The sequence below is a fragment of the Bacillus sp. FSL W8-0640 genome (assembly GCF_038007725.1).
Classification (GTDB): domain Bacteria; phylum Bacillota; class Bacilli; order Bacillales; family Bacillaceae_G; genus Bacillus_A; species Bacillus_A cereus.
Window position 1 is genome coordinate 3,973,242 of the sequence record NZ_JBBOXT010000001.1, and the last position, 23,264, is coordinate 3,996,505.

Here is a 23,264-nt window from a genome sequence, read left to right on the forward strand (position 1 = left end):
GGAGAGATCCTATGTTTCAAAAAGCATTATGGGTGCATACCTACAAACAAAGTAAATATATTGTTTGGCTATTTTGGTTAGTAAGTTTTTATGTACTATCATATAAATACTATTTAGCAGCTGCCGAGCAATTAAAATATTTTCATGAACATAATGAATGGAAATATATATACCGATATAATTATCAACTTTCACTTCCCGATGCTATTATGGTTCAAGGAGGACTCCTTATTATATTAGCCTGTATTCTTATTGGATGGGAACGTCAAAATCAATCAAGTGACATTTTATGGTCTATGCCATTTAAACGAACACATCTCTTCATAACGAAATGGCTTTTTGGTGTGTGTAATATTGTAGCTATCGTTATACTAAATTGGGGACTTTTTGCTATTATGAAAAAGACAACCTTTCATAATAAGTATCAAATATTTTCACCATTTCATACTTACTTCTTATACATGGTTATTATCTTAATTGCTATATATACACTTGCATTATGCATAGGAACAATTGCTGGTAATATGATTTCACAAGGATTTTTCAGTGTTGCTATACTTGGATTCCCTTTTATTTTGCCGACTCTAATTGCCGGGGCTATTTCTATTCATACGGTTGGACTTATTTCCAATCATCCCGTCTATACGGAGGAAAATGTAGATCGTTACGGTTCAGTAATAGAAAAAGTGAGTATTTTAGCGCCAGTTCGCGGATTCAATATTAATTTTAATTACGATCCTCAACGTGCTTATACTGATCAACAAGGCGTACGTCATGATGAACCTAATTTTACGTATATTCCTTCAGCAACAAAACTTATCGGTCCAATCGTAAATATACTTATTCTATTACCTTTAGGAATGTACTTATATACAAGATCACCTAATGAACAAAACGGAAACTTTCTATTATATCCGAAGCTTAAAACACTATGTATGATATGTTGTGTAACCTTTATTGGAATGTTTGGAGGAATGGCAGCGGGCGGAAGTCATTCTATCGTAAATTATTATATTGGTTTTATAGGGACCAGTACGATAGTCTACCTACTATTATCTCGCTTATTAAAATTCAAATTTTCTTGGCGTGTGAAATAACCTCCTTTTAAAGGAGGTTATTTCACATTCTCTCTCCTATCCCCATACACCATCTCTTCTTTCATCCCAAATCCATCACCATTTTGCACAATTTGCTCTGTCGGTGCAACTACACTTTCAGCAATTTTCCATTCCCCACGCTCTTTCACAAATACTTGTAGAAAATAGTTCATGCCATCTAATTGATATGCATTTTCTTTTTTCACATTATAGTGAATCGCAATGTAGTACACTTGAATATTTTCTTTTCCTATTTTTGATACGTATTGCGATAGTCTCGGTATATAGAGTGCTGCTTTCTGAAAAGATAGTTGTTTCGCTTTAACAAGCGATGAACTTGTTACATTACGTAATGTGTCCTGATTACGAATATTATCGCTATGGTGGAATAATACTGCGTTTTGCATAGAACGAACCCATAATTTCGAATATAAGACTGTATTATCGGTTTCAATGTACTTCACTTCTTTTCGTACCACTTGGATAGGCGTATCTGCGTACGTAAATGTTTGAAAATAGAAAAAACCACCAAATAAAATGGTAAGTGCAGCAATATATTTCATAATCTTTCCTCCGATCTTTTAATTAAAGTATCGGAGTTTCAAAATATTTTTATTCAAAAGAAAAAGGATAGGAATGCTTTCGCTTCCTATCCTCATTTATTATAATACGCGGCCAAATAGTTCTAAGACCATTTCTATTTCTTGGTCGCTCCAACCTTTAAATCTCTCTTTATAATATTCTTTACGCACAGCTTCAAGTTTTTCAGTTACTTCTCTTCCGTGCTCTGTAATTTCTAAATACACGATTCGACGATCTGAATTAGAACGTTTTCTTTCTACTAATCCTTTTCGTACGAGACGATCTGTAACAGCTGTAATATGACTGGAGGTTACGTTTACTTCACTCGCAATTTGCGAAGCCATCTGTGGACTCTTTAAAAATAACGCACGTAATACAGAAAATTCATTATATGGCATATGTTCTGCAAAACGTGTATTAATATCATTTTGTAATAAACGTATCATTTTTCGAAATGATGCAGATAAATCTAAAATCAGTGTTTCTCTTTTTTCGTTCAATAGCCTCGTCCCTTTTTTATCATATTTACACATATTATAATCTATAAATACCTATGTTGTACATGCTTTCTTTCCTCAACATTCTCATTTATGTAACTTTTTTCATATAAATTTCTTTTTTGTTCACACATATACATATAAAAAGGATGGTGATGGAAAATGCAGGGTGGAATGAATCCTTATTTACACAACGTACGCACAGCTAATACTGGTAAAGAAGCTACTATTACTGTACAAGGCGAAGGCGTTGTCAAAGCAAAACCGAATGTTGTTATATTAACGCTTGGCATTCGAACAGATGATAAAAATGTAAAACAGGCTCAAGAAGAAAATGCAGTGCAATCCAAACAATTGCTGGATGCACTTAAACAGCTTGGTATTGCCGATAAAGATATAGAAACGATTTCTTATACAATTACTCCTCAATACGAATATGTAAATGATAAAGCATTGCTACAAGGATACCGCGTGGAGCATTTGTATGAAATTACCGTTTTAAATGTACAAAAAGCTGGGGAAGTATATGATATAGCCGTTTCAAATGGCGCAAATGTAGCAAAAGGTTTACGTTTCCGAGTATCTCATCCAAATAAATATTATGAGCAAGCTCTCATTCAAGCTCTGCACCAAGCAGTAGAAAAAGCTCGTGCTATTGCGAGTACATATAATTTAAATATTAATCCTGTTCCCCTCTCATTCGTTGAAGAATCTGCCCAATTACCACGGGAGGTTACGTCTTATGCTACTTTACATGCGCAAGCAGCCCCTCCCATTCAATCGGGTGAATTAGAAATCATTTCATCCATACGGGCTATTTTTACGTATTTATAACGAATTCTCTTTACAAGTAAACGTTATCATTTTACTTGTTGTAAAAACATGATGTTCTGATATAATAAAGAACGGTGAGCTCTTACATAAGAGATATCACGGGTGGGAGAGGGATATGAAAAAGAAGGTTTAACATGAAAGGAATACTTGAAAGAACATTTAAATTAGGTTTACACGAAACATCACCAAAACAAGAAGTATTAGCTGGAGTTACGTCATTTTTCACAATCGTATATATTATGATTGTAAATGCGTCAATCTTATCAGATGCTGGCATTCCTCTTGAAGCTGGAATTTTAGCAACTGTTTTTAGTTCATTTGTCGGATGTCTACTCATGGCATTTTGGGCAAATGCACCTGCTATTCTTGTCCCGGGTATGGGTGTAAATGCATTCTTCACGTACACAGCTGTGCATACGCTTGGACTAACTTGGCAAGAAGCATTGGCTGCTGTCTTTATCTCTGGTATTATTTTTGCAATTGCCGCTTTTACACCAATCGCTCGCGTGCTATCAGTATCAATTCCAAAGTCATTAAAGGAAGCGATTACTGTCGGCATCGGATTATTTTTAGCGTTTATCGGATTGCAAAAAGGTGGTTTAGTCGTTTCGAACCCAAATACTGCTGTGGCAATGGGGAAATTAAGTAATCCTGTCGTTCTTGCGACATTACTTACTCTTATCATTGCACTTGTATTATTTATTCGTAACGTACGTGGAAACTTTTTATGGACGATTGCAATAGGAACTGGTATCGCCTGGCTATTTGGTCTTGTGGATACGAGTCAAGTGGGAAGTAGTTCATTCTCATTCGCTAATTACGGTGATGTGTTTGGAGCTATGTCATTTGGGAAACTTTCTTCCTTACCATTTTGGATTGCAACATTCTCTTTAAGCATGGTGCTTATCTTTGAGAACATGGGACTTCTGCACGGTTTATTAGAAGATGATCGTAAATTCCCACGTGCTTACCAAGCCAATGCAATTTCAGCAATGACATGTGGTCTATTTGGCACAAGTCCTACCGTTTCAACAGTAGAAAGTGCCGCAGGTATTACTGCAGGTGGTAAGACAGGTCTGACGTCTATCGTTACTGGGTTGCTATTCTTTGCATCACTGTTTGCTCTTCCATTTGTCAAATTAATTCCTGATAGTGCCATTGCACCAATCTTAATTATTATTGGCGGTCTGATGATTACAAGCATTCAACAAATTCCTCTGAATGACTTTTCAGAAGGATTTCCAGCATTCTTAATTATCGTTATGATCCCGCTCACATATAGTATCGCTGATGGCATTGCGTTCGGATTTATTGCTTACCCTATCTTAAAAGTTGCTCTTGGAAAGCGTAAAGAAGTCGCACCATCTATGTATATCATTACATGCTTATTCTTAGCTATGTTTGTATTACATGCTATTGGTTAAAAAAAACACCGAGGAAATCCTCGGTGTTTTTTTACTTAAACCATCCTTTTTTATAAAACCAGGCCATCATTCCGCCGCCAATTAGTGCCATAATAAGTAGACAAATAAAATAACTATATTGTCCACCAAGCTCTGGCATATGCGTAAAGTTCATTCCATATACTCCCGCAATAAATGTTAATGGCATGAAAATAGTCGAGAATACAGTTAATGTTTTCATAATGTTATTCATATGATGTGAGTTTAATGAAAAATAACTATCCCGAATATCTGCTGTTAACTCTCGGCTTGCCTCAATCATTTCTGTTAGTTTAAGCAAATGATCATGTATATCTTTAAAGTAAATTTCATGATCGCTTATACCGTAAAAACGAGTCGAATTTAAAATACGATATAATAAATCACGCATCGGAATAATTGTACGCCTTAGCTTTGATAAATCTGTACGTATATCAAATACCTCTTCTAATACACTTCCTGCTGTCTCCCCCGTTAAATTATCATCAATTGCATTTAAATGATCCTCAATGTAATATACAGGCGCAAAATAGTCATCTACAATTTGGTCGATAATTGTATGAGCTACGTGTAAAGGACTATTTTTAATACGCTTCTTTTCTCCAAGTGTTTTCCATACTCTTTCGATTGCATTGTTATGAGAAAAGTGGAAAGAAACAATATAACGATCACTAATAAATAAATCGATTTCGTGCGGTTCTAGTCCATCTTCCCCAAATGCATGAAGTACTAAAAAGTTATATCCATCATAAAAATCAACTTTTGGCCTCTGTACATATTCTATACAGTCTTCAATTGCAAGGGGATGGAACTTAAAATGGTCTTGCAGAATATATGTATACTCTTCTTTCGTTGGCTTATATAAATCTAGCCAATACCATACAATATGGTCTTTCTTTGTTTCTTCTAGAGAAACATCATATAATACTTCATCTGTTTTTGTTACTGCACAAATTCTAATCATAATTTCACCCATTATTATTATAAACAAAAAATAGTAAAAAAAGCCAAGGAGAAATCTCCTCAGCTTTTTTTTATTACTTCGTTACGATACCGTGTACTAAAGTTGGTGCATCTACGTGTTCTTTAGAGATCTTCATGTTCTCATAAATTTTCGCTTTTACATCTTCAACATTTTCGCGGTTTGCGTAAATTGTAACGAGAGATTCACCTTGCTTCACGCTATCGCCTACTTTTTTGCGCAGCATTAGACCAACTGCTAAATCAATTTCAGACTCTTTCGTTGCACGTCCTGCTCCTAAAAGCATTGCTGCTGTTCCGATTTCGTCTGCAACGATTTCTGATACATATCCGTCTTCTTTCGCTTCCACTTCAATTTTAAATTGTGCTTGTGGCAATTTAGAAGGGTCATCAACAACAGATGCGTCGCCGCCTTGCGCTGATAAGAACGTTTTAAATGATTCTAGCGCTTTTCCGTTGTTCATTACTTCAATTAGCTTTTCACGTGCATCTTCTAAAGATGAAGCTTGTCCAGCAAGGTACACCATTTGACTTCCAAGTGTTAAACATAGCTCTTCTAAATCTTTCGGCCCTTTACCTTGTAATGTATCAATTGCTTCTTGAACTTCTAATGCGTTACCGATAGCTTCACCGAGTGGTTGACTCATATCAGAAATAACTGCCATCGTGTTACGACCAACGTTATTACCGATGCGTACCATTGCTTCTGCTAAACGTTTTGCATCTTCATCCGTTTTCATAAATGCACCTGCTCCAGTTTTTACATCAAGAACAATTGCATCTGCACCAGCAGCAATTTTTTTACTCATAATCGAACTTGCAATAAGCGGAATTGAGTTTACTGTTGCTGTCACATCACGAAGTGCATATAGCTTTTTATCAGCAGGTGTTAAGTTACCACTTTGACCGATAACAGCGATTTTGTTTTCATTTACAAGACGCATGAATTCATCGTTTTCAATTTCCACATGGAATCCTGGAACTGCTTCTAATTTATCAATTGTACCACCAGTATGCCCTAAACCGCGTCCAGACATTTTCGCTACTGGTACATCTAAAGCGGCTACTAATGGACCTAATACAAGTGTCGTTGTATCACCAACACCACCTGTTGAATGCTTATCTACTTTTACACCTTCAATAGCTGATAAGTCGATTGTATCACCGCTATTTACCATTGCCATCGTTAAATCGGCACGCTCTTGATCGTTCATATCTTGGAAGAAAATTGCCATTGCAAGTGAACTTACTTGATAATCAGGAATATCACCATTCGTATATCCTTCAACAATAAAGTTAATTTCTTCTGTCGTTAATGCATGTCCGTCACGTTTTTTTGCAATTAGGTCCACCATTCTCATTGTGAAGTCACCCCTTCATTTGTTTTACGATTGCTTTTACTAATGCTAAGAAGTTAGCTTTAACACGTTCTGTCGTTTCAATTACTTCATCGTGGTGAAGTGGTTGATCTAAAATACCAGCTGCCATATTTGAAATACAAGAAATACCTAACACTTTCATACCAGCATGACGCGCTACAATTACTTCAGGTACTGTTGACATACCAACTGCATCTCCGCCAAGTGTACGAAGCATACGAATTTCAGCAGGTGTTTCATATACAGGACCTGTCATTCCTACGTATACACCTTCTTGTACTTTAATATTTAAGTCTGCTGCAACTTGTTTCGCCATTTCGCGAAGTTCTACTGTATATGATGTAGACATATCAGGGAAACGTACGCCCATTTCAGAATCATTCGGTCCGATTAATGGATTCGTACCCATGAAGTTAATGTGGTCTGAAATTAACATAAGATCGCCTGGCTCAAATGATGTATTTACACCACCAGCTGCGTTTGTTACAACTACTGTTTCTACACCTAGTTCTTTCATAACACGAACTGGGAATGTTACTTTTTGCATGTCGTATCCTTCATAGAAGTGGAAACGTCCTTGCATTGCTACTACTGTTACACCTTGAAGTGTACCAAATACTAGTTGACCTGCATGGCCTTCTACAGTTGATACTGGGAATTCAGGGATTTCACTGTAAGGTACTGTTACTGCGTTCTCAATTTCGTCTGCTAATACACCTAGTCCTGATCCAAGGATTAGTCCTACTTGTGGTGTCTCTTGAAATTTCTCTTTTAAGTATGAAGCTGATTTTGTAATAAGTTCACGATTCATTTGTTTATCCCCCTATTTCTTTAGCTCGTTTAAGAAGCTTGTTCCGTATTCTGGCATTTTCACACCGAAGTTTTCTGCTACTGTTGCACCAATATCAGCAAATGTTTGACGAAGTGGTAATTCTTGTCCGCCTTCTTTCATGCTTGGGCTATATGCCAATAATGGTACATATTCACGTGTATGGTCAGTACCAGGGTGAATTGGATCATTACCGTGGTCTGCTGTAATTAATAATAGATCATCTTCTTTTAGTTTTGCGAATACTTCTGGAAGACGTGCATCATATTCTTGCAGAGCTTCTCCGTATCCTTGTGGATCACGGCGATGGCCGAATAATGCATCAAAGTCAACTAAGTTTAAGAAGCTAAGACCTGTAAAGTCCATATTTAATGTATCTACAAGCTTATCCATTCCATCCATGTTAGACTTCGTACGAAGTGATTCAGTTACCCCTTCACCATCATAAATATCAGAGATTTTACCGATAGCAATTACATCGTAGTCACTATCTTTTAATTCATTCATTACTGTACGGCCGAATGGTTTTAATGCATAGTCATGACGGTTTGGTGTACGTGTAAAGTTTCCAGGTTCACCAACGAATGGACGAGCAATAACACGACCTACCATGTATTTCTCATCTAATGTTAATTCACGTGCAATTTTACAGATTTTATATAACTCATCAAGTGGCACTACTTCTTCGTGTGCTGCAATTTGCAATACGCTATCAGCAGAAGTATAAACGATTAAAGAGCCTGTTTCCATTTGCTCTTGACCAAGTTCATCAAGAATCTCAGTTCCAGAAGCTGGCTTATTACCGATAATTTTACGGCCTGTTTTTTCTTCTAATTCATCAAGTAATTCTTTCGGGAATCCTTCCGGGAACACTTGGAATGGTGTATCAATGTAAAGGCCCATGATTTCCCAGTGACCTGTCATTGTATCTTTACCAGTAGATTTCTCTTGCATTTTTGTGTAATATCCAAGTGGTTTCTCTACTTTAGAGATACCTTTCATTTCTCGAATGTTACCAAGACCTAATTTCACCATGTTAGGCATTTGTAACCCATTCATATGTTCAGCAATGTGACCAATTGTGTCAGATCCTAAATCACCAAATTGCTCAGCATCTGGTGCTTCACCGATTCCCACAGAGTCCATTACGACTAGGAATATACGTTTATATTTATTCATAACTGCGCCCTCCTATAAGTTCAGTTCTACTTCTTGTAGTATGTTCAAAACGCTATAAAGTGAAACTGTTATCAAAAAGAATTCTCATTGTCAAACAGTACTTCTTTAAATCATTTTCTAACCTATTTCGTTTACTTGAAACGATTCAAAAACATTTCTAGTTTTTTCTAAGTCAGATGTCAGACATCTGATACTGATATCATAACATGTTTACGCTTTCTTTTTAATACATTTTCGTAGAATTTCTCATTTTCTTCACACTTCTATTGTAATCCATTCTGCAACGAAGTGCTAATTTTTTTATGATTTATTTCTTCATATTAAAAATAAAAAGTAGCTCTAAAGAGCTACTTTTTATTTTACTTCTATTGTTTCTTCTTTATGTTCATGCAATTCGCCTTTTCTTACATGTACTTTCACTTTGTAAGCACCGTTCTCTTTGAAAGTATGTTTCGTTTCATACTCTCCTTTATTTCCTTCTTTCGCTGGAATAAATTCGTGTTTTTCAACACCATCTTTCCAAATCTCTAGTTGTACTTCAGCACCAGTTAATGCTTCTTCTTTTTGCTTTAAATGAACTTTCATTGTAGATTCAGCATTTGCCTTTATGTCTCCAGCCATAAGATGGATCATTGTGTCACTTTTATGATCTCCATGTCCTGCACTGTGATCACTATTTTCTTTTTTTGCATCTTCTACTTTCGCATTTCCTACAGCAACTTTTACTTCTGGCATAACGTGCATTTCACGTGCATTTGTGTGAGCGATAATATGGTATACTCCATCCGTTTCGAATGTTTTCTCTACTGCATAAACACCTTTTCCTTTATGCTTACCATCTAACATCTCGTGTTTTTCGTCGCCATCTTTCCAAATTTCAAACTTTACATCATCGGCATCCGTTACTTTTTCTTTCCCTTGTGTAACAAGTGCTTGTACTTCTGTTTTTTCACCTGGTTTAATTTCTTTCGGATTTGTTTGTACTGCTACTTTTACAGCTTCAAGTTTCTGTTCTTTTTTCGGTTCTTCTTTGTTTGTATTACAGCCAGCCAACGCTAGCATCGCGATAAATAAAGTTATAATCAGTTTTTTCATCATCATTTCCTCCTTTATACTTTATTTAGTATAGAGGAAATACATTGTAATATTCCAGTCTTCTGCTGAAAACAATATACGAAATGTTTGTGAAGTTTCTGTGAAGCGGTCTTCCCCTCTTAATCTATGAAAAAAGAGCATAGTAACTATGCTCTCGGATGAAACTGTTTATATACATCTTTTAATCTAGTTTTTGAAACGTGCGTATAGATTTGAGTCGTTGAAATATCTGCATGTCCAAGCATTTCTTGTACAGCACGTAAATCTGCTCCATTTTCTAATAAGTGCGTAGCAAACGAGTGACGCAACGTATGAGGTGTAAGCTCTTTTTCAATATTTGCTTCTTTCGCTAATCGTTTTAATATTTTCCAAAATCCTTGTCTTGATAAACGATTACCATGATGGTTTAAAAAGAGTGCATCTACTACTTTTTTCCCCATTAATTCTCTTCTTCCTTTTTCAATATACTTTTGAATCGCTTCCGTTGCTAAACTTCCTAGTGGAATAATTCTTTCTTTATTCCCTTTCCCTATGCAACGAACAAATCCCATCGTTAAATGTACATCTTCTAAATTGAGTGCAATCAATTCTGAAACACGAAGTCCTGTCGCATACAGTAACTCTAGCATCGCCTTATCACGAATCCCAAAAGCACTTGTCATTTTTGGTGTTTGAAGTAACGCCTCTACTTCATCAACTGATAATACTTTTGGTAATTTCCGTTCCCCTTGTGGCGTTTCAATATGTACGGATGGATCGTGTTCTACCGCTCGTTCACGAAGTAAAAATTGGTGGAACGAACGAATTGATGCGATATGACGCGCTAATGTTTTCGAAGATTTTCCGTTCTCTTTTAAATACTGCAAAAAGTTAACAATGTGTAAACGGGTCACTTCATGAAAAGTTTTCGTCTGTTCCACATTTTGCAAATACTTTACGTAGCTTTTTAAATCCCGTTCATAAGATACTACTGTATTCTTTGCTAATCCTTTTTCGACAACCATATAATGAATAAAATCTTTTAATTGATCTTCCACTCTACACTACTCCCCATTTTCATAGAAAAACATCATTCTATTTACGAAAGCATCCTTTGCCGGTTCTTCATTCCCTGATACTTTTTCTACAGTCTCTTCTTTAGGTTTTTCATAACGATGATAGCTTTCATATTCTTCATTTATCCATAGTATAGCGAAATAAAACAAAATCGTACAACTTGTAAATAATAAAAATACTTTTATTCCATCAAAAGTTAATTTTAAAGCTCGGCGCATTGTAAATTCCTCCAAAATATAAGTTATTACAACATATGCCAAGCTTTCACCAATTTATACCTTATTCAAATAAAAAACCTCTTCCTAGATAAATAGGAAAAGGTTATTTTTCATCCGTTTCATTTTCTTGACAATTTTTACAAATCCCATGGAATGTTAAACGATGATCTTTCACCTTAAAGCTCCAGTCTCGTTCTACTTTCCTTTCCACTTCACCAAGTAAATCTTCTTGTATTTCTTGTACAGCACCACATTGTGTACAAATCAAATGATGGTGGAAACGCTGCGCACCTTCTTGGCGTAAGTCATAGCGTGAAACACCGTCTCCGAAGTTAATCTTATCGACAACTTTTAACTCAGATAATAGTTCTAAAGTTCGATAGACGGTTGCTAATCCGATCTCTGGCGACTTTTCTTTTACAAGGAGGTAAACATCTTCTGCGCTTAAATGATCTTCTTCATTTTCTAGCAGCACACGAACTGTTGCTTCACGTTGCGGTGTTAATTTGTAGCTCGCTGCATGTAATTGCTTCTTAATTCGTTCAATTCTTTCTTCCATTCGGTACTACTCCCTCCTCGCCACTCTTACACCATTATATCAGAAGAAGGGCTTCTGTCAAAAGAAAAAAACAATAAAAACAAATTGATAATTATTCTCAAAAAGTATTTATTTTTTATTAATAGCCTCAACGACTTCTTTCATTAAAACTGGTGATGCGTAAGCCTCCACACTAGAAGCAAGTGCTAACACCACTCCAATTACGAGAAAGAAGCATGTATAACGGATTAATAATGGTAATAGTGGCTCGGTTATTTTTCTAATAAATTGATGCCTAATCATCCGTAAAGAAAAACTTGCAGCAATAGTTGTCATAACGAGAAAGACTGGAATGATAATTAAATTTTGTGGCAAAACAGATACAAATGCTAATAATAGTCCATTCCATCCATGCTGACTTACTAAAAAACCAACTGTAAATCCAACGACAACTCCTTTTACAAATAATAAAATAAAAATAAGTGGTAATCCAATAATTGAAATCCCTAAAATCCAAATAAATCCGATGTATTTTAATTGCGAAAAGTAACTTTCTCGAAACATTTCGCCCGCAATGGCAAATTCTCCTTTAGAGACTTGTCCAAAAAAACGTTGTAAGTAAAATGATAAATCTTGTTTTTGATTGATTTGTAAACTATTCACCAGAATAGCTCCGAATATTACTCCCATCAATAATAAAACGGCGTTAAATATATATAATGAAGAGTTTTCCTGTATGTGAGACATTACACGGTCTTGCCAATTTTTTCGCCACATTTTTCTTCCCTCCGTTCACACTCTTATTAAAAATGTATGAAAGAAAGAAAAAAGTATGACGAATTAACATTGAAATTCCGCTCTACTTTGCTAAACTAAAAAGTAGAGAATAGGAGGGATTTCTCTTGAAACCATTATTATTAGATTTTCCAACATTATTTCAAACTGAACGCTTGCAAGTTCGTAAACCATTTCCAGGTGATGGTGCAGAAGTATATGAAGCAATCCAAGCTTCTCTAGAAGACTTAGTACCGTGGATACCAATTAACGCTGAAACAGAAGAGAGTGCTGAAGAAATTGTTCGCGAAGCTCACGGACAGTTTTTACTTCGTGAAACACTTGATTTTCACTTATACGATAAAGTATCTGGTACATTCATCGGAGCAATTACACTAAAGCCTGAAAACTGGGATATTCCAAAGTTTTCACTTCACTTCTGGCTACATAGTGCCTATACAAAACAAGGCTATATGACCGAAGCTGTTAAAGGTGCAATTCAGTTCGCCTTTGATAAACTAGGCGCTAGAAGAATTGAAATTCGTACTGATGCAACAAATATAAATGCATGTAGCTTAGCAGAACGTCTAGAATTCATTCTAGAAGGTACAATGGAAAATGATTTCCTAGCACCAGATGGTAGCTTACGTGATGCACGTGTATATGCAAAAATCAATTAAAAAACACTCGCCTTTGGCGAGTGTTTATTTTTGTAGTTGTAAATATTGTACTGCAAACATCGTCTTCGCATCATGAATACGAAGATCTTTCATAAGAGTAATCGCTTCTTCTAACGATACTTCCATTAATTCCACAAACTCATCTTCATCTAACTCAGCTTTATTTTCTTTTTTTGTCAAACCTGTCGCTTTATATACATATAAAATTTCATCTGCGAATCCTGGAGATGTATAAAAAGAAGTAATGAGCTCCATATTTTCACATACATATCCTGTTTCCTCTTCTAATTCACGAACTGCTGTTACCTCAGGTTTTTCACCAGGTTCTAACTTACCAGCTGGAATTTCTATAATCGCCTTTTCAAGCGCTTTACGATACTGCTCAACAAGCACAATTTTCCCCTCATCAGTAATAGCAATAATAGCAACTGCACCAGGGTGATTTACAATTTCACGTTTACTCATTGCTCCATTTGGTAATACTACATCATCAACACGAACTTTTATAACTCTACCATCAAAAATCGGCTCAGTTTTTACTGTTCTCTCTGCAAGATTACTCATACTACTTCATCTCCCTGTTCTATTTCCTATTCTTTCCTCATACATTTTACCACATTGAAAGGAGCGTGATAGAAATGAAAGTTTATATTTTACCAAATCGCGTCACTTTAGTCGGAAAAGCATGGCAAATTCGCCATAAGCTAAAGCAATATAGCAAAGAGTATACAACTGTACAAGAGTGGATTACAGCAAATAAAGTGAAACATTAATCATGCTTTTACGGGCAGTTAATGCGAAACGAAAAGTAAACGTTTGTCAACCTCTTTTCCCTCTCGTACAATAAAGGTAAGGAGGTTGACCTATGAAAAAACGTCAATTAGGAAACTCAGATTTGTTTGTTACAGAAATGGGCCTTGGCTGTATGTCTCTCGGTACATCTGAAACAGAAGCTATGCGTATTATCGATGAAGCAATCGATTTAGGAATTAATTTTTTTGATACAGCAGATTTATATGATTACGGATTAAATGAAGAATTTGTTGGAAAAGCCTTGAAGGGAAGAAGAGACCAAATTGTTCTTACAACGAAAGTTGGAAATCGTTGGACAGAAGAAAAAAATGGCTGGTCTTGGGATCCTTCTAAAGCTTACATAAAAACTGAAGTAAAGGAAAGTTTACGTAGACTTCAAACTGATTATATTGATCTTTACCAACTTCATGGCGGAACGACTGAAGATCCAATAGATGAAACAATTGAAGCTTTTGAAGAATTGAAAAAGGAAGGTATTATTCGCCATTACGGTATTTCTTCTATACGCCCAAATGTCGTTCGTGAGTATGCAAAACGCTCAAACATCGTTAGTGTACTAATGGAATATAGCCTTTTAAATCGTCGTCCAGAAGAATGGTTCCCCCTTCTGAATGAACACCAAATTAGCGTCATTGCCCGCGGACCACTTGCAAAAGGAATTTTAACTGACAACAATGCAAAAAAAATAGAAAGAGTAAAGGAAAAGGATTATCTCTCTTATTCTTACGATGAATTACATACAACTCTAGCGAGTGTAAAAGAAACGATTGGAGAACGCTCTTTAACAGGAACAGCTATTCAATATTGCTTACATAGTAAGACTGTTGCAGCTGTTATACCCGGTGCAAGCTCGCTTCAACAATTACAGGAAAATATACGAGCTAGCCAACAGTTACCTTTAACGAAAGAAGAATATATACAACTTCAAAAGATTGTTAAATATGACACATATGCTTTGCATCGTTAAAAATATCGAATTACCGATAAACAGAAGACTGTCTCCAGTATTAGGAGACAGTCTTTTTTATAACGTATCATATTTATCAGGATTCGTTCCTACATGTAAATCACGATTCAACGTGTTAATTTGACGTATCTCTTCTTCAGTTAGTGCAAAATCAAAAATAGTAAAGTTTTCTTCAATACGAGATGGTGTAACAGATTTAGGAATTGTAACAATTCCGCTTTGAATATCCCACCTTAATATAACTTGTGCAGGTGTTTTTTCATATTTGTTAGCAATAGCCTGAATGATTGGATGCTGGAATACTTCTCCGCCCCTCATTAACGGACTCCATGCTTCCATTTGAATTTGCTCATCTTGACAATAATTGCGCAACTCAAATTGCGTCAACATCGGATGAAGTTCCACTTGGTTTACCATCGGCTTCACTTTGCAATTTGGTAATAATAGTTCTAAATGATGTTTATGAAAATTAGAAACACCAATCGCGCGCACTTTACCTTCTTCATACAATTTCTCCAAAGCTCGGTACGTATCAACATACTTCCCTCTTACCGGCCAATGTATTAAATATAAATCTACATAGTCCATTTGTAATTTTTTCAAACTCTTTTCAAACGCCTCGAGTGTCTCCTCATATCCTTGATCGTCGTTCCATACTTTTGTTGTTATAAATATATCTTCTCTTGGAATTCCTGATTCACGTATCGCCTCTCCGACACCGCTTTCATTTTCATATACAGTTGCTGTATCAATCGAACGGTATCCAACTTCTAACGCTGTTTTTACTGCTTGCTTTACTTCGTCTCCTTCTTTCGCTTTATATACGCCTAGACCAATCATCGGCATTTTCACGCCATTATGAAGTGTAGTTGTTGGAATATGCACAGTCGTCTCCCTTTCATTGTTACATTTTTTATAAGCCACAACTTTATTTCAACAAGATTCATCCCAAAAGTCAAAACATACGTACAGTTTACATAACACTTTTATATAGCTAAAAAATAACGTGAACTCATTCATTTAAGTTATTTTCTCTCCATTCTTTCGCTTTTTCATCCACATTGCGCACAAACTCATTTTTCCCTTCCGTATATAACGTGCCATCATATGTATACTTTTCGGCTAATTCTCTCTTTAAGGTTGCATATGCCTCTGCTTCTTCACAATGAGCCATCATATAATCACGAAACGCTAAATGCCTTACAATCTCTGGATTTCCTTTTTCAAACACGTGTAAATGATACGAACGTTTTTCTTCAGTTCCATGAATAAAATATCGGCGTCTTGAAATACCATTTTCCCCTTTTACGATGTAACCAAGCTCTATAAATCGTTCATTCCACCCATCTACTCTTTCGATATTTTCTACTTCCATGATCATATCAATAATAGGTTTAGCTGCCAGTCCGGGCACTGACGTACTTCCAATATGATGAATTTTCACCGTTTCTGGCATCGCTGTTTTTAATCTTTCAGCCTCCATTTGAAATTTTTCACTCCAATGGTTTTCATGTGGAACAACGATAATTTTTCTCATTCTAACTCCCCTTTTCTTACAAGCTCGTCAAAAAATGATCAGTGAAATACCACTGATCATTTTTTATTATTTAAAGTCTTTCCAAGTAAGGTTACTTTCACTTAGCAGTTCTTCAAATGATTTATTCTTTTCACGTTCTTTTTGTTCTTGGCGCTTTCTTTCCAGTTCAGCTGCCTCTTTTTCCTCTTCCCTCACTTGCAACTCTTTCTTCTTACTCTTTAATTGTTGCATGAGTGAATCATTTAATTGATCGCCTAATGTAAGTGTTTCTTTCTTCGGTTGATTCACTTGTGATTGTCTTTGTATTTGTCTTTGTTTCTTTTTCTTCATGCTACTCACCTTTTACTTTTTTCTCCATTATAGTAGATACACGATGAAATCGACAATAAAAAAAGGTCTTCACTCTATTATTCACTTTTTGTAAATATGTTAATTTTTCGAAAAGACTAAATTTTTGTGTAGCTATAATCCTATGAATCTATTAAAATTATGTCGTATGATGTCAGATTATAAAAAAAGGAGAATTATATTATGTGGAAAAAAATTATTCCTGCCGTTGCTGTTTTAAGCACCATTACTTTTTCAAGCGTATTTGCCGCTCCCCCATCTCAGAATCCAACTGAACAAAACCGCTACATAGACGTACAAATGCTTGGTATTAATGATTTCCATGGACAACTAGATACTGTTAAAAAAATCAATAATAAAGAAGCTGGTGGCGCTGATTACTTAGCTACTTATTTAAAAGAACGTAAAAAACAAAACCCTAATACACTTCTCGTACATGCTGGTGATATCGTCGGAGCTAGTCCACCAGTTTCAGCATTATTACAAGATGAACCGACAATTGAATTTTTAAATGACTTAAAATTTGATGTCGGTACAATCGGAAACCATGAATTTGATGAAGGTATTGATGAAATGCAACGCCTCATTTACGGTGGATATCATGAAAAAACAGGGAATTTCAAAGGGGCTAACTTCCCCTATGTAGCTGCTAACTTCTACAACAAATCAACTGGCCGCTTATTTTTACCACCGTTTACTGTAAAAATGGTAGATGGTGTTCCTGTAGGATTCATTGGGGTTGTTACAACTGATACACCAAATGTCGTTATGCCTACGATGCTTAACAATGTACAAATTACTGATGAAGTAGAAGCAATTAATAAATCAACACAACAATTAAAACGTCTCGGCGTTAAATCTATCGTCGTTCTTGCTCATGTCGGTGGAACAACCGATGAGTCTGGGGTAACAAATGGCGATCTTACTCGAATTGCAAATGAAACAGACCCAGAAGTTGATGTTATTTTCGGTGGACATAGTCATACGTATGTAAATGGTACAGTAAATAATAAACTAATTGTCCAAGCAAATTCATACGGAACGGCTTTCTCAGACGTGGATGTAACAATTGATCGTAAAACAAAGGATATTGTAAAGAAAAAAGCTGAAGTTGTTACAACGTATCATGAAGGTGTAGAACCTGATAAACAAGTAAAGAAAAAACTAGATCAATATAAAGAAAAAATTGCACCACTTGTAAATGAAGTAGTCGGAAAATCTACAGCACCTATCGACCGTAAACAAAATGATGCTGGTGAGTCCACTCTTGGAAATTTAGTTGCCGATGCTCAGCGTCAAACGATGCAAACTCAAATCGCCCTCATGAATCCTGGTGGCATTCGTAATGACTTAGATGCTGGTGATATTACGTGGGGTGAGTTATACGGCATTCAACCTTTTGGAAATCAATTAATTAAAGTAGATTTAACAGGTCAAGACATTCGCGATATTTTAAATCAGCAATGGCAAAAAGGAACAACAAGAATGCTTCAAATTTCAGGTATTCAATATACGTGGGATGCAAATAAACCAAACGGTGAAAAAGTTACAAATATACGTTTAACAAACGGAGAAGAATTATCTCCATCTAAAATGTATAGCGTAGTTGCAAATGCCTTCTTAGCTTCTGGCGGTGACGGATTCGTATCATTTAAAAATGGTAAAAATGCAGAAACTGGTCCAAACGACTTTGAAGCGTTAGTCGATTACGTAAAACAATTAAAAGAACCAATTCAGCCAGTTATTGATGGAAGAATTCAAAAAGTAAATTAAGTGTTTCTCTAATAATAAATTTCATTTTTCACGCCATAAAGGATTTATACTGATCCTCTATTTTATACGTAATATACATCATAAAAAGGATACTCGTTCTTCCAATGAACATAGTATCCTTTTCTTTAGTTATCAAAATGTGATGTTTTGTCAACTTCATATTGCTGTAAAAATTGGTGCAACGCCTCTTCTACAAGTTTAGATTTTTGAATTCCTTTCGATTCTGATATAAGGTCCAATTGTGATAATATTTCTGTATTAATAGAAAAGGTTCGTCTCTTCTTCTCTGTACTTTTACTCATAATTGGTACAATTACTTCTTCTCTTTTTCTTAATAATTCATAAATGCTTTGTAATTGCTCATAAATTAACAATTGATAATCTGTTTTCTCATATTGAAGGGCGGTCGCTTCTTGGAGTTGTAAGTGACGTGGTTCTTCTCCATCTCCTACAAAAATACGTTTCTTCTGCTCTCCATCATATTCGTATCCAATCAATCTTAATTTCTTCGATAATGTATACGGGCTTATTTCAAGACGTTTTGCTATAATAGCGATGGGTTCACGTCTATTTAAACCATCTATAATTTCTCCAATCGTCACAATTTCCCTCCTCCCGTGTTGAAATGACACTAGTATGGTATGTTACAATGATTTTCTAACAGTATATGCAAAATGAATAGCCTGTGCGATTCATACGATTTCACAAAAGGAGGTTTTCAATATGCTTTTTCGTAGCTACACCCCTCAGTTCTATAATGAAAACAAACAACTCATTCCTAACAGTATCGCTACGATAGAAAGCGTTATGATTAATAATCGAAAACAAACTCTCCTTATGCGTGGACAAAACGTAGAGCAACCTATTTTATTATGCTGTCACGGCGGACCTGGGATGGCACAAATCGGATTTATTCGCCATTTTCAAAAAGAATTAGAGAAGCAATTTATTGTTATTAATTGGGATCAGCGCGGGGCTGGTAAATCCTTTTCACTGAAAGATTTCGGAGCAAATTTCACAATCGAACAATTCGTTTCCGATGCAAAAGAAGTGATTCAATATGTACTTAAAAGGTTCAACAAACAAAAACTATTTCTCGCTGGTCATTCTTGGGGAAGTATTATTGGGCTTAACATAGCACATCAATATCCAAAGTATATTGAGGCTTACATCGGTATTGGGCAAATTGTACATATGAAACAAAATGAAGAATTGCTATATCAACATTTAATTCGTTCTGCAAAAAAACATAATCATAAAAAAGCATTAGCTTCCCTTTTAAAATTAGGAAAGCCACCATTTTTAGATACGAGACGTCTCATTATTCAAAGAAAGTGGCTTGGCACATTCGGAGGCGCAATCCAAAATGGATCTTCCTTTTCTTTCATACGAAAAGGTTTCTTTTCTCCTGAGTACACGCTATTAGATTGGTTCAAGTTTCTCGCAGGAAATTTAAAATCTGGCGTTTTATGGGAAGAAATGCTGACAATCGATTTCTTTTCTTCTATCTCAAGTTTATCTATTCCAGTTTATTTTTGTTCTGGTCGCTATGATTATCAAACTCCTTATGCACTCGTTCAGGAATATTGCGATATTATTGAAGCGCCTATAAAAAAGATGATTTGGTTCCCAAACTCAGCACATTCTCCTGATCTAGAAGAACCAGAATTATTCGCCAATTCTTTGCAATCAATTAAACAAGAGCTAGCTTTTCAGCATTAGTCACAAAAGGCTCTTTTACATTTCATAGAAAACATTTTATAATAATATGTCGCAAGTATGTATAAACATAGCAAAATGTTTCATATGTACTTGTCTTAACAGAATAAAAATTTAGGGAGATTACATTTATTATGAACGCTGTACTCGTCGCAGTAGCAATTATGCTATTGCTTAGTTTGTTACGTGTCCAGGTCATTGTCGCCATCATTGTTGGAGCTTTAACAGGCGGACTTATCGGCGGACTCGGTATTTCAGAAACGATTAACACTTTTACAACTGGTCTTGGAAACAGTGCTCCAATCGCTTTAAGTTATGCAATGCTTGGTGGTTTCGCTATTTCCCTTTCCAAAACAGGACTTCCAGATGCTATGATTCAAACTGCATTAAAATGGATTGGCAATGAACAAGACACGAAAAAACAAGTTTATTCTAAGGTACTTATTTTATTCATTATTTTAATGATGGCTTGTTTCTCACAAAATGTGATTCCTGTTCACATTGCTTTCATCCCCATCTTAATTCCAGCACTTTTAAAAGTATTAACTGAGCTGAAAGTGGATCGCAGACTTGTCACATGTATTATTACATTTGGATTGATTACTCCTTATATGTGGATCCCTGCAGGGTTCGGAAAAATTTATCATGACGTATTGCAAACCAACGCTGCGCAAAGCGGTCTTACATTTGATGTCGCACTTATTCCAAAAGCAATGACTATTCCAGCAATCGGTATGATTATTGGATTATGTGTAGCGGTATTCATTACGTACCGAAAACCTCGTACGTATGAAACAGAACAAATTCATACTACCGAAAATGAAATCGTTCCCTATACAAAACGTAGCATTACTTTCGGGTTATTATCTATTATTGCTACATTAACTGTTCAATTAACAACCGAATCAATGATTTTCGGTGCTTTAGCAGGTATTATCGTCTTATCAGTTAGTGGCAGTCTACCACTTAAAGAAGCAGATGCGATATTAACAAGCGGAATGCGTATGATGTCCTTCATTGGCTTTGTTATGATTGCTGCCGCTGGATTCGGCGCTGTTCTTCGAAAAACAGGACATGTTGAATCTCTGGTGCAAACGAGTGCACATATAATCGGAAATAACAAACCACTCGCTGCATTTCTTATGCTCGTTATTGGACTTCTCGTTACGATGGGAATTGGTTCATCCTTTTCAACCATCCCTATCTTAACAACCATTTTTGTACCTCTTTGCATTCAGCTTGGATTTAGTCCAATGGCCACAATTGCAATTATCGGTACAGCCGGAGCACTAGGTGACGCAGGATCTCCAGCATCGGATAGTACCCTTGGACCAACATCCGGTTTAAATGCTGATGGTCAGCACCATCATATATGGGATACATGTGTACCCACTTTTCTACATTACAATATACCGTTACTTATATTTGGCTTTATTGCCGCAATTACATTATAAAAAGGTGCGTATAAAACGCACCTTTTACTTTTTTATTTTTCCTTTTAATTGTTGAAAAGCTACTTTTCCATTATCTCTGACATAGTTTTCAATTGTCGGTAGTGATGAACCTATCCATTCACACTCTATACTCCCATTCGGTCCAACAATTTTTAATTTATCTGGTATATGTATATTTAGAAATCTCGCTGACCGAATTAACTCAATAGCAATCTGATCACTTGAGGCTACAATTCCATCTACATACGGATTGTTTTGCAATAATGTAATAAATTGTTTATTTGTATACCCTTGTACACATTCTTCTCGATAAGAGATTCCTTCATCCCAAACAGCGTCTAAAAACCCTGCTATATGATCTTCCATTTCTTCACTTTCTTCTCCCTCACCGAAATATGCAAGAAAGTGACACCCTTTCTCTTTTAATAAAGAAACAGCTCTCTGTCCACTTTCATAATAATTTCCATGTGATTGTTGCTCATCGATCACAACAAACGGAAATGGAATTTTTCCTACACTTTTAAAAACTGCTCTTGTCAAAATAACACCTGCAATGTTATTTTGCTTCAGCATATGTATGTATCTATCTTTATTCTCTATATTACAAATAATGATTTGATAACCTTCTTTATATGCTATTTCCTCAATACAATGTAGCAAAGTGATGTTTGATTGGTTACATAAATTATCTACAAGTAATGCAATTATCGTTGAATCCTCTTTAAATAGTGGCTTCGCTGCACTGTTTGGCCTATAACGTAATTCTTCAATTGCTTCCTTTACTTGTTTTACTGTGTCCTCATGAACGTATCCTTTTTCATTAATAACTCGTGAAACGGTTGCGACTGAAACACCTGCCAATTTTGCAACATCACGTATAGTTGCCACATCGTCACCCCTTAATATGGTAATAGATTACAATTTTACGGTAACCTAAATTAAACTATCCGTCAAGATTAATAACTCATATTTCTGAAAATTGTTACATCATTTCACTAAACGATACTCCGACTGAATTTCATGTAAAATTGGGATATTATCATATCCAATACGTGGAATTTCTTTCTTTATTTTTCGTGCCTCCTCTACCGCATTCACATATAAATTAGTCATTACAAAATTACGTTTTTGGTAAAATCGTAACGCATTCATATTATCATTAGTTGTAATAAGCCAAACCTGTCTGCACCGTTCTTCTTCTGCAACTTGTAATACACAATCCACAAGTTTCGTCCCTATTCCTTTTCTTTCTTCAAAGCTATCTAGCGATACAATTTCGCACATATTTCTGGTCACTTCATACGTTATAATTCCGATTATTCTGTCATCTGAGAGCGCAACAAATCCTGGCAACTCTTCTAACTGATGTCCCTTACCACGTGAAACCATCAATGAACTTCCCCAGTTCTCACACATGAACATTCGGATTGTTTCTTTCATCGCTGGCGTAATTTTTTGTATATGCAGCATTT

Annotated in this window: 27 protein-coding genes; 9 read left to right on the forward strand and 18 right to left on the reverse strand. The window is 35.7% G+C overall.

Annotated elements, in window-relative coordinates:
* Positions 1-11: 11 nt before the first annotated feature.
* Positions 12-1,097 carry a hypothetical protein gene (locus tag N2V80_RS20415; RefSeq protein WP_000486561.1) on the forward strand — a complete coding sequence of 362 codons (1,086 nt, stop codon included), beginning with the start codon at positions 12-14 and terminating at the stop codon, positions 1,095-1,097.
* Between the two features lie 17 nt (positions 1,098-1,114).
* Here the strand turns inward: N2V80_RS20415 and N2V80_RS20420 are convergent, their stop codons facing one another.
* A complete protein-coding gene (locus tag N2V80_RS20420) occupies positions 1,115-1,660 on the reverse strand; it encodes a hypothetical protein (protein ID WP_000873785.1) in 546 nt (181 codons plus the stop codon).
* Positions 1,661-1,759: 99 nt separating this feature from the next.
* A complete protein-coding gene (locus N2V80_RS20425) occupies positions 1,760-2,179 on the reverse strand; it encodes a MarR family winged helix-turn-helix transcriptional regulator (RefSeq protein ID WP_001003305.1) in 420 nt (139 codons plus the stop codon).
* Between the two features lie 159 nt (positions 2,180-2,338).
* On the opposite strand from N2V80_RS20425, the gene N2V80_RS20430 reads away from it, so the two are divergent.
* Both N2V80_RS20430 and N2V80_RS20435 read left to right on the forward strand, forming a co-directional pair.
* Positions 2,339-3,010, forward strand: a complete 672-nt coding sequence (locus N2V80_RS20430) for an SIMPL domain-containing protein (RefSeq protein WP_001161448.1) — start codon at positions 2,339-2,341, stop codon at positions 3,008-3,010.
* Between the two features lie 134 nt (positions 3,011-3,144).
* Entirely contained in the window at positions 3,145-4,434 is a 1,290-nt protein-coding gene (locus N2V80_RS20435; protein ID WP_000676242.1) for an NCS2 family permease, read from the forward strand.
* 31 nt (positions 4,435-4,465) lie between these two features.
* Here the strand turns inward: N2V80_RS20435 and corA are convergent, their stop codons facing one another.
* The 9 genes from corA to spoIIM all read right to left on the reverse strand — a co-directional run bounded on the left by corA (position 4,466) and on the right by spoIIM (position 12,474).
* A complete protein-coding gene (gene corA / locus N2V80_RS20440; protein WP_002005674.1) occupies positions 4,466-5,428 on the reverse strand; it encodes a magnesium/cobalt transporter CorA in 963 nt (320 codons plus the stop codon).
* A gap of 61 nt (positions 5,429-5,489) precedes the next feature.
* Positions 5,490-6,794 (reverse strand): pyrimidine-nucleoside phosphorylase, encoded by a 1,305-nt coding sequence (locus N2V80_RS20445; protein ID WP_001243069.1) that lies wholly within the window; start codon positions 6,792-6,794, stop codon positions 5,490-5,492.
* 7 nt (positions 6,795-6,801) lie between these two features.
* On the reverse strand, positions 6,802-7,623 hold the full coding sequence (locus N2V80_RS20450; RefSeq protein WP_001078446.1) for a purine-nucleoside phosphorylase: 822 nt from the start codon (positions 7,621-7,623) through the stop codon (positions 6,802-6,804).
* Between the two features lie 12 nt (positions 7,624-7,635).
* Entirely contained in the window at positions 7,636-8,820 is a 1,185-nt protein-coding gene (gene deoB, locus N2V80_RS20455) for a phosphopentomutase (RefSeq protein ID WP_001046079.1), read from the reverse strand.
* Between the two features lie 354 nt (positions 8,821-9,174).
* Entirely contained in the window at positions 9,175-9,915 is a 741-nt protein-coding gene (locus N2V80_RS20460) for a FixH family protein (protein ID WP_000733456.1), read from the reverse strand.
* A gap of 146 nt (positions 9,916-10,061) precedes the next feature.
* Positions 10,062-10,952 (reverse strand): site-specific tyrosine recombinase XerD, encoded by an 891-nt coding sequence (xerD, locus tag N2V80_RS20465; protein ID WP_000390088.1) that lies wholly within the window; start codon positions 10,950-10,952, stop codon positions 10,062-10,064.
* Positions 10,953-10,958: 6 nt separating this feature from the next.
* The gene (locus N2V80_RS20470; protein ID WP_001250432.1) at positions 10,959-11,189 is read right to left on the reverse strand and encodes a YqzK family protein; all 231 of its coding nucleotides are present in this window, start codon (positions 11,187-11,189) and stop codon (positions 10,959-10,961) included.
* A 103-nt stretch (positions 11,190-11,292) separates the two neighbouring features.
* The gene (fur, locus tag N2V80_RS20475) at positions 11,293-11,748 is read right to left on the reverse strand and encodes a ferric iron uptake transcriptional regulator (RefSeq protein ID WP_000392657.1); all 456 of its coding nucleotides are present in this window, start codon (positions 11,746-11,748) and stop codon (positions 11,293-11,295) included.
* A gap of 108 nt (positions 11,749-11,856) precedes the next feature.
* Complete coding sequence (spoIIM, locus tag N2V80_RS20480; protein ID WP_013142149.1) at positions 11,857-12,474, reverse strand: stage II sporulation protein M; 618 nt, start codon at positions 12,472-12,474, stop codon at positions 11,857-11,859.
* A 155-nt stretch (positions 12,475-12,629) separates the two neighbouring features.
* Here spoIIM and N2V80_RS20485 point away from each other — a divergent pair, with 155 nt between their 5' ends.
* Entirely contained in the window at positions 12,630-13,181 is a 552-nt protein-coding gene (locus N2V80_RS20485) for a GNAT family N-acetyltransferase (RefSeq protein ID WP_000803479.1), read from the forward strand.
* 24 nt (positions 13,182-13,205) lie between these two features.
* On the opposite strand, the gene N2V80_RS20490 is transcribed toward N2V80_RS20485, so the two are convergent.
* Positions 13,206-13,745: an NUDIX hydrolase gene (locus N2V80_RS20490; protein ID WP_000067041.1), complete on the reverse strand. Its 540-nt coding sequence runs from the start codon at positions 13,743-13,745 to the stop codon at positions 13,206-13,208.
* Positions 13,746-13,819: 74 nt separating this feature from the next.
* On the opposite strand from N2V80_RS20490, the gene mciZ reads away from it, so the two are divergent.
* Together mciZ and N2V80_RS20500 are read left to right on the forward strand one after the other, a co-directional pair.
* Positions 13,820-13,954, forward strand: coding sequence for a Z-ring formation inhibitor MciZ (gene mciZ / locus N2V80_RS20495; protein WP_000870302.1), 135 nt, complete (start codon positions 13,820-13,822; stop codon positions 13,952-13,954).
* Between the two features lie 92 nt (positions 13,955-14,046).
* Positions 14,047-14,961, forward strand: coding sequence for an aldo/keto reductase (locus tag N2V80_RS20500; RefSeq protein ID WP_000747227.1), 915 nt, complete (start codon positions 14,047-14,049; stop codon positions 14,959-14,961).
* 57 nt (positions 14,962-15,018) lie between these two features.
* On the opposite strand, the gene N2V80_RS20505 is transcribed toward N2V80_RS20500, so the two are convergent.
* The 3 genes from N2V80_RS20505 to N2V80_RS20515 all read right to left on the reverse strand — a co-directional run bounded on the left by N2V80_RS20505 (position 15,019) and on the right by N2V80_RS20515 (position 16,828).
* Entirely contained in the window at positions 15,019-15,846 is an 828-nt protein-coding gene (locus N2V80_RS20505) for an aldo/keto reductase (RefSeq protein WP_000547991.1), read from the reverse strand.
* 127 nt (positions 15,847-15,973) lie between these two features.
* A complete protein-coding gene (locus tag N2V80_RS20510; protein WP_001226445.1) occupies positions 15,974-16,498 on the reverse strand; it encodes a GrpB family protein in 525 nt (174 codons plus the stop codon).
* A gap of 66 nt (positions 16,499-16,564) precedes the next feature.
* Positions 16,565-16,828 carry a YqkE family protein gene (locus N2V80_RS20515; RefSeq protein ID WP_000727548.1) on the reverse strand — a complete coding sequence of 88 codons (264 nt, stop codon included), beginning with the start codon at positions 16,826-16,828 and terminating at the stop codon, positions 16,565-16,567.
* A 201-nt stretch (positions 16,829-17,029) separates the two neighbouring features.
* Here N2V80_RS20515 and N2V80_RS20520 point away from each other — a divergent pair, with 201 nt between their 5' ends.
* Entirely contained in the window at positions 17,030-18,619 is a 1,590-nt protein-coding gene (locus N2V80_RS20520) for a bifunctional metallophosphatase/5'-nucleotidase (RefSeq protein WP_000265560.1), read from the forward strand.
* A 125-nt stretch (positions 18,620-18,744) separates the two neighbouring features.
* Here N2V80_RS20520 and N2V80_RS20525 read toward each other — a convergent pair whose 3' ends face one another.
* Positions 18,745-19,221, reverse strand: coding sequence for a ribbon-helix-helix domain-containing protein (locus tag N2V80_RS20525; RefSeq protein WP_000151926.1), 477 nt, complete (start codon positions 19,219-19,221; stop codon positions 18,745-18,747).
* A gap of 121 nt (positions 19,222-19,342) precedes the next feature.
* Between N2V80_RS20525 and N2V80_RS20530 the strand changes: the two genes are divergently transcribed.
* Both N2V80_RS20530 and N2V80_RS20535 read left to right on the forward strand, forming a co-directional pair.
* Positions 19,343-20,341, forward strand: a complete 999-nt coding sequence (locus N2V80_RS20530) for an alpha/beta fold hydrolase (protein WP_000898967.1) — start codon at positions 19,343-19,345, stop codon at positions 20,339-20,341.
* Positions 20,342-20,472: 131 nt separating this feature from the next.
* Positions 20,473-21,792 carry a Na+/H+ antiporter family protein gene (locus N2V80_RS20535; protein ID WP_000994819.1) on the forward strand — a complete coding sequence of 440 codons (1,320 nt, stop codon included), beginning with the start codon at positions 20,473-20,475 and terminating at the stop codon, positions 21,790-21,792.
* A 24-nt stretch (positions 21,793-21,816) separates the two neighbouring features.
* Here the strand turns inward: N2V80_RS20535 and N2V80_RS20540 are convergent, their stop codons facing one another.
* Both N2V80_RS20540 and N2V80_RS20545 read right to left on the reverse strand, forming a co-directional pair.
* Positions 21,817-22,680, reverse strand: a complete 864-nt coding sequence (locus tag N2V80_RS20540; protein ID WP_048567765.1) for a LacI family DNA-binding transcriptional regulator — start codon at positions 22,678-22,680, stop codon at positions 21,817-21,819.
* A 99-nt stretch (positions 22,681-22,779) separates the two neighbouring features.
* Positions 22,780-23,262: a GNAT family N-acetyltransferase gene (locus N2V80_RS20545; protein WP_061654447.1), complete on the reverse strand. Its 483-nt coding sequence runs from the start codon at positions 23,260-23,262 to the stop codon at positions 22,780-22,782.
* Between the last annotated feature and the right edge of the window lie 2 nt (positions 23,263-23,264).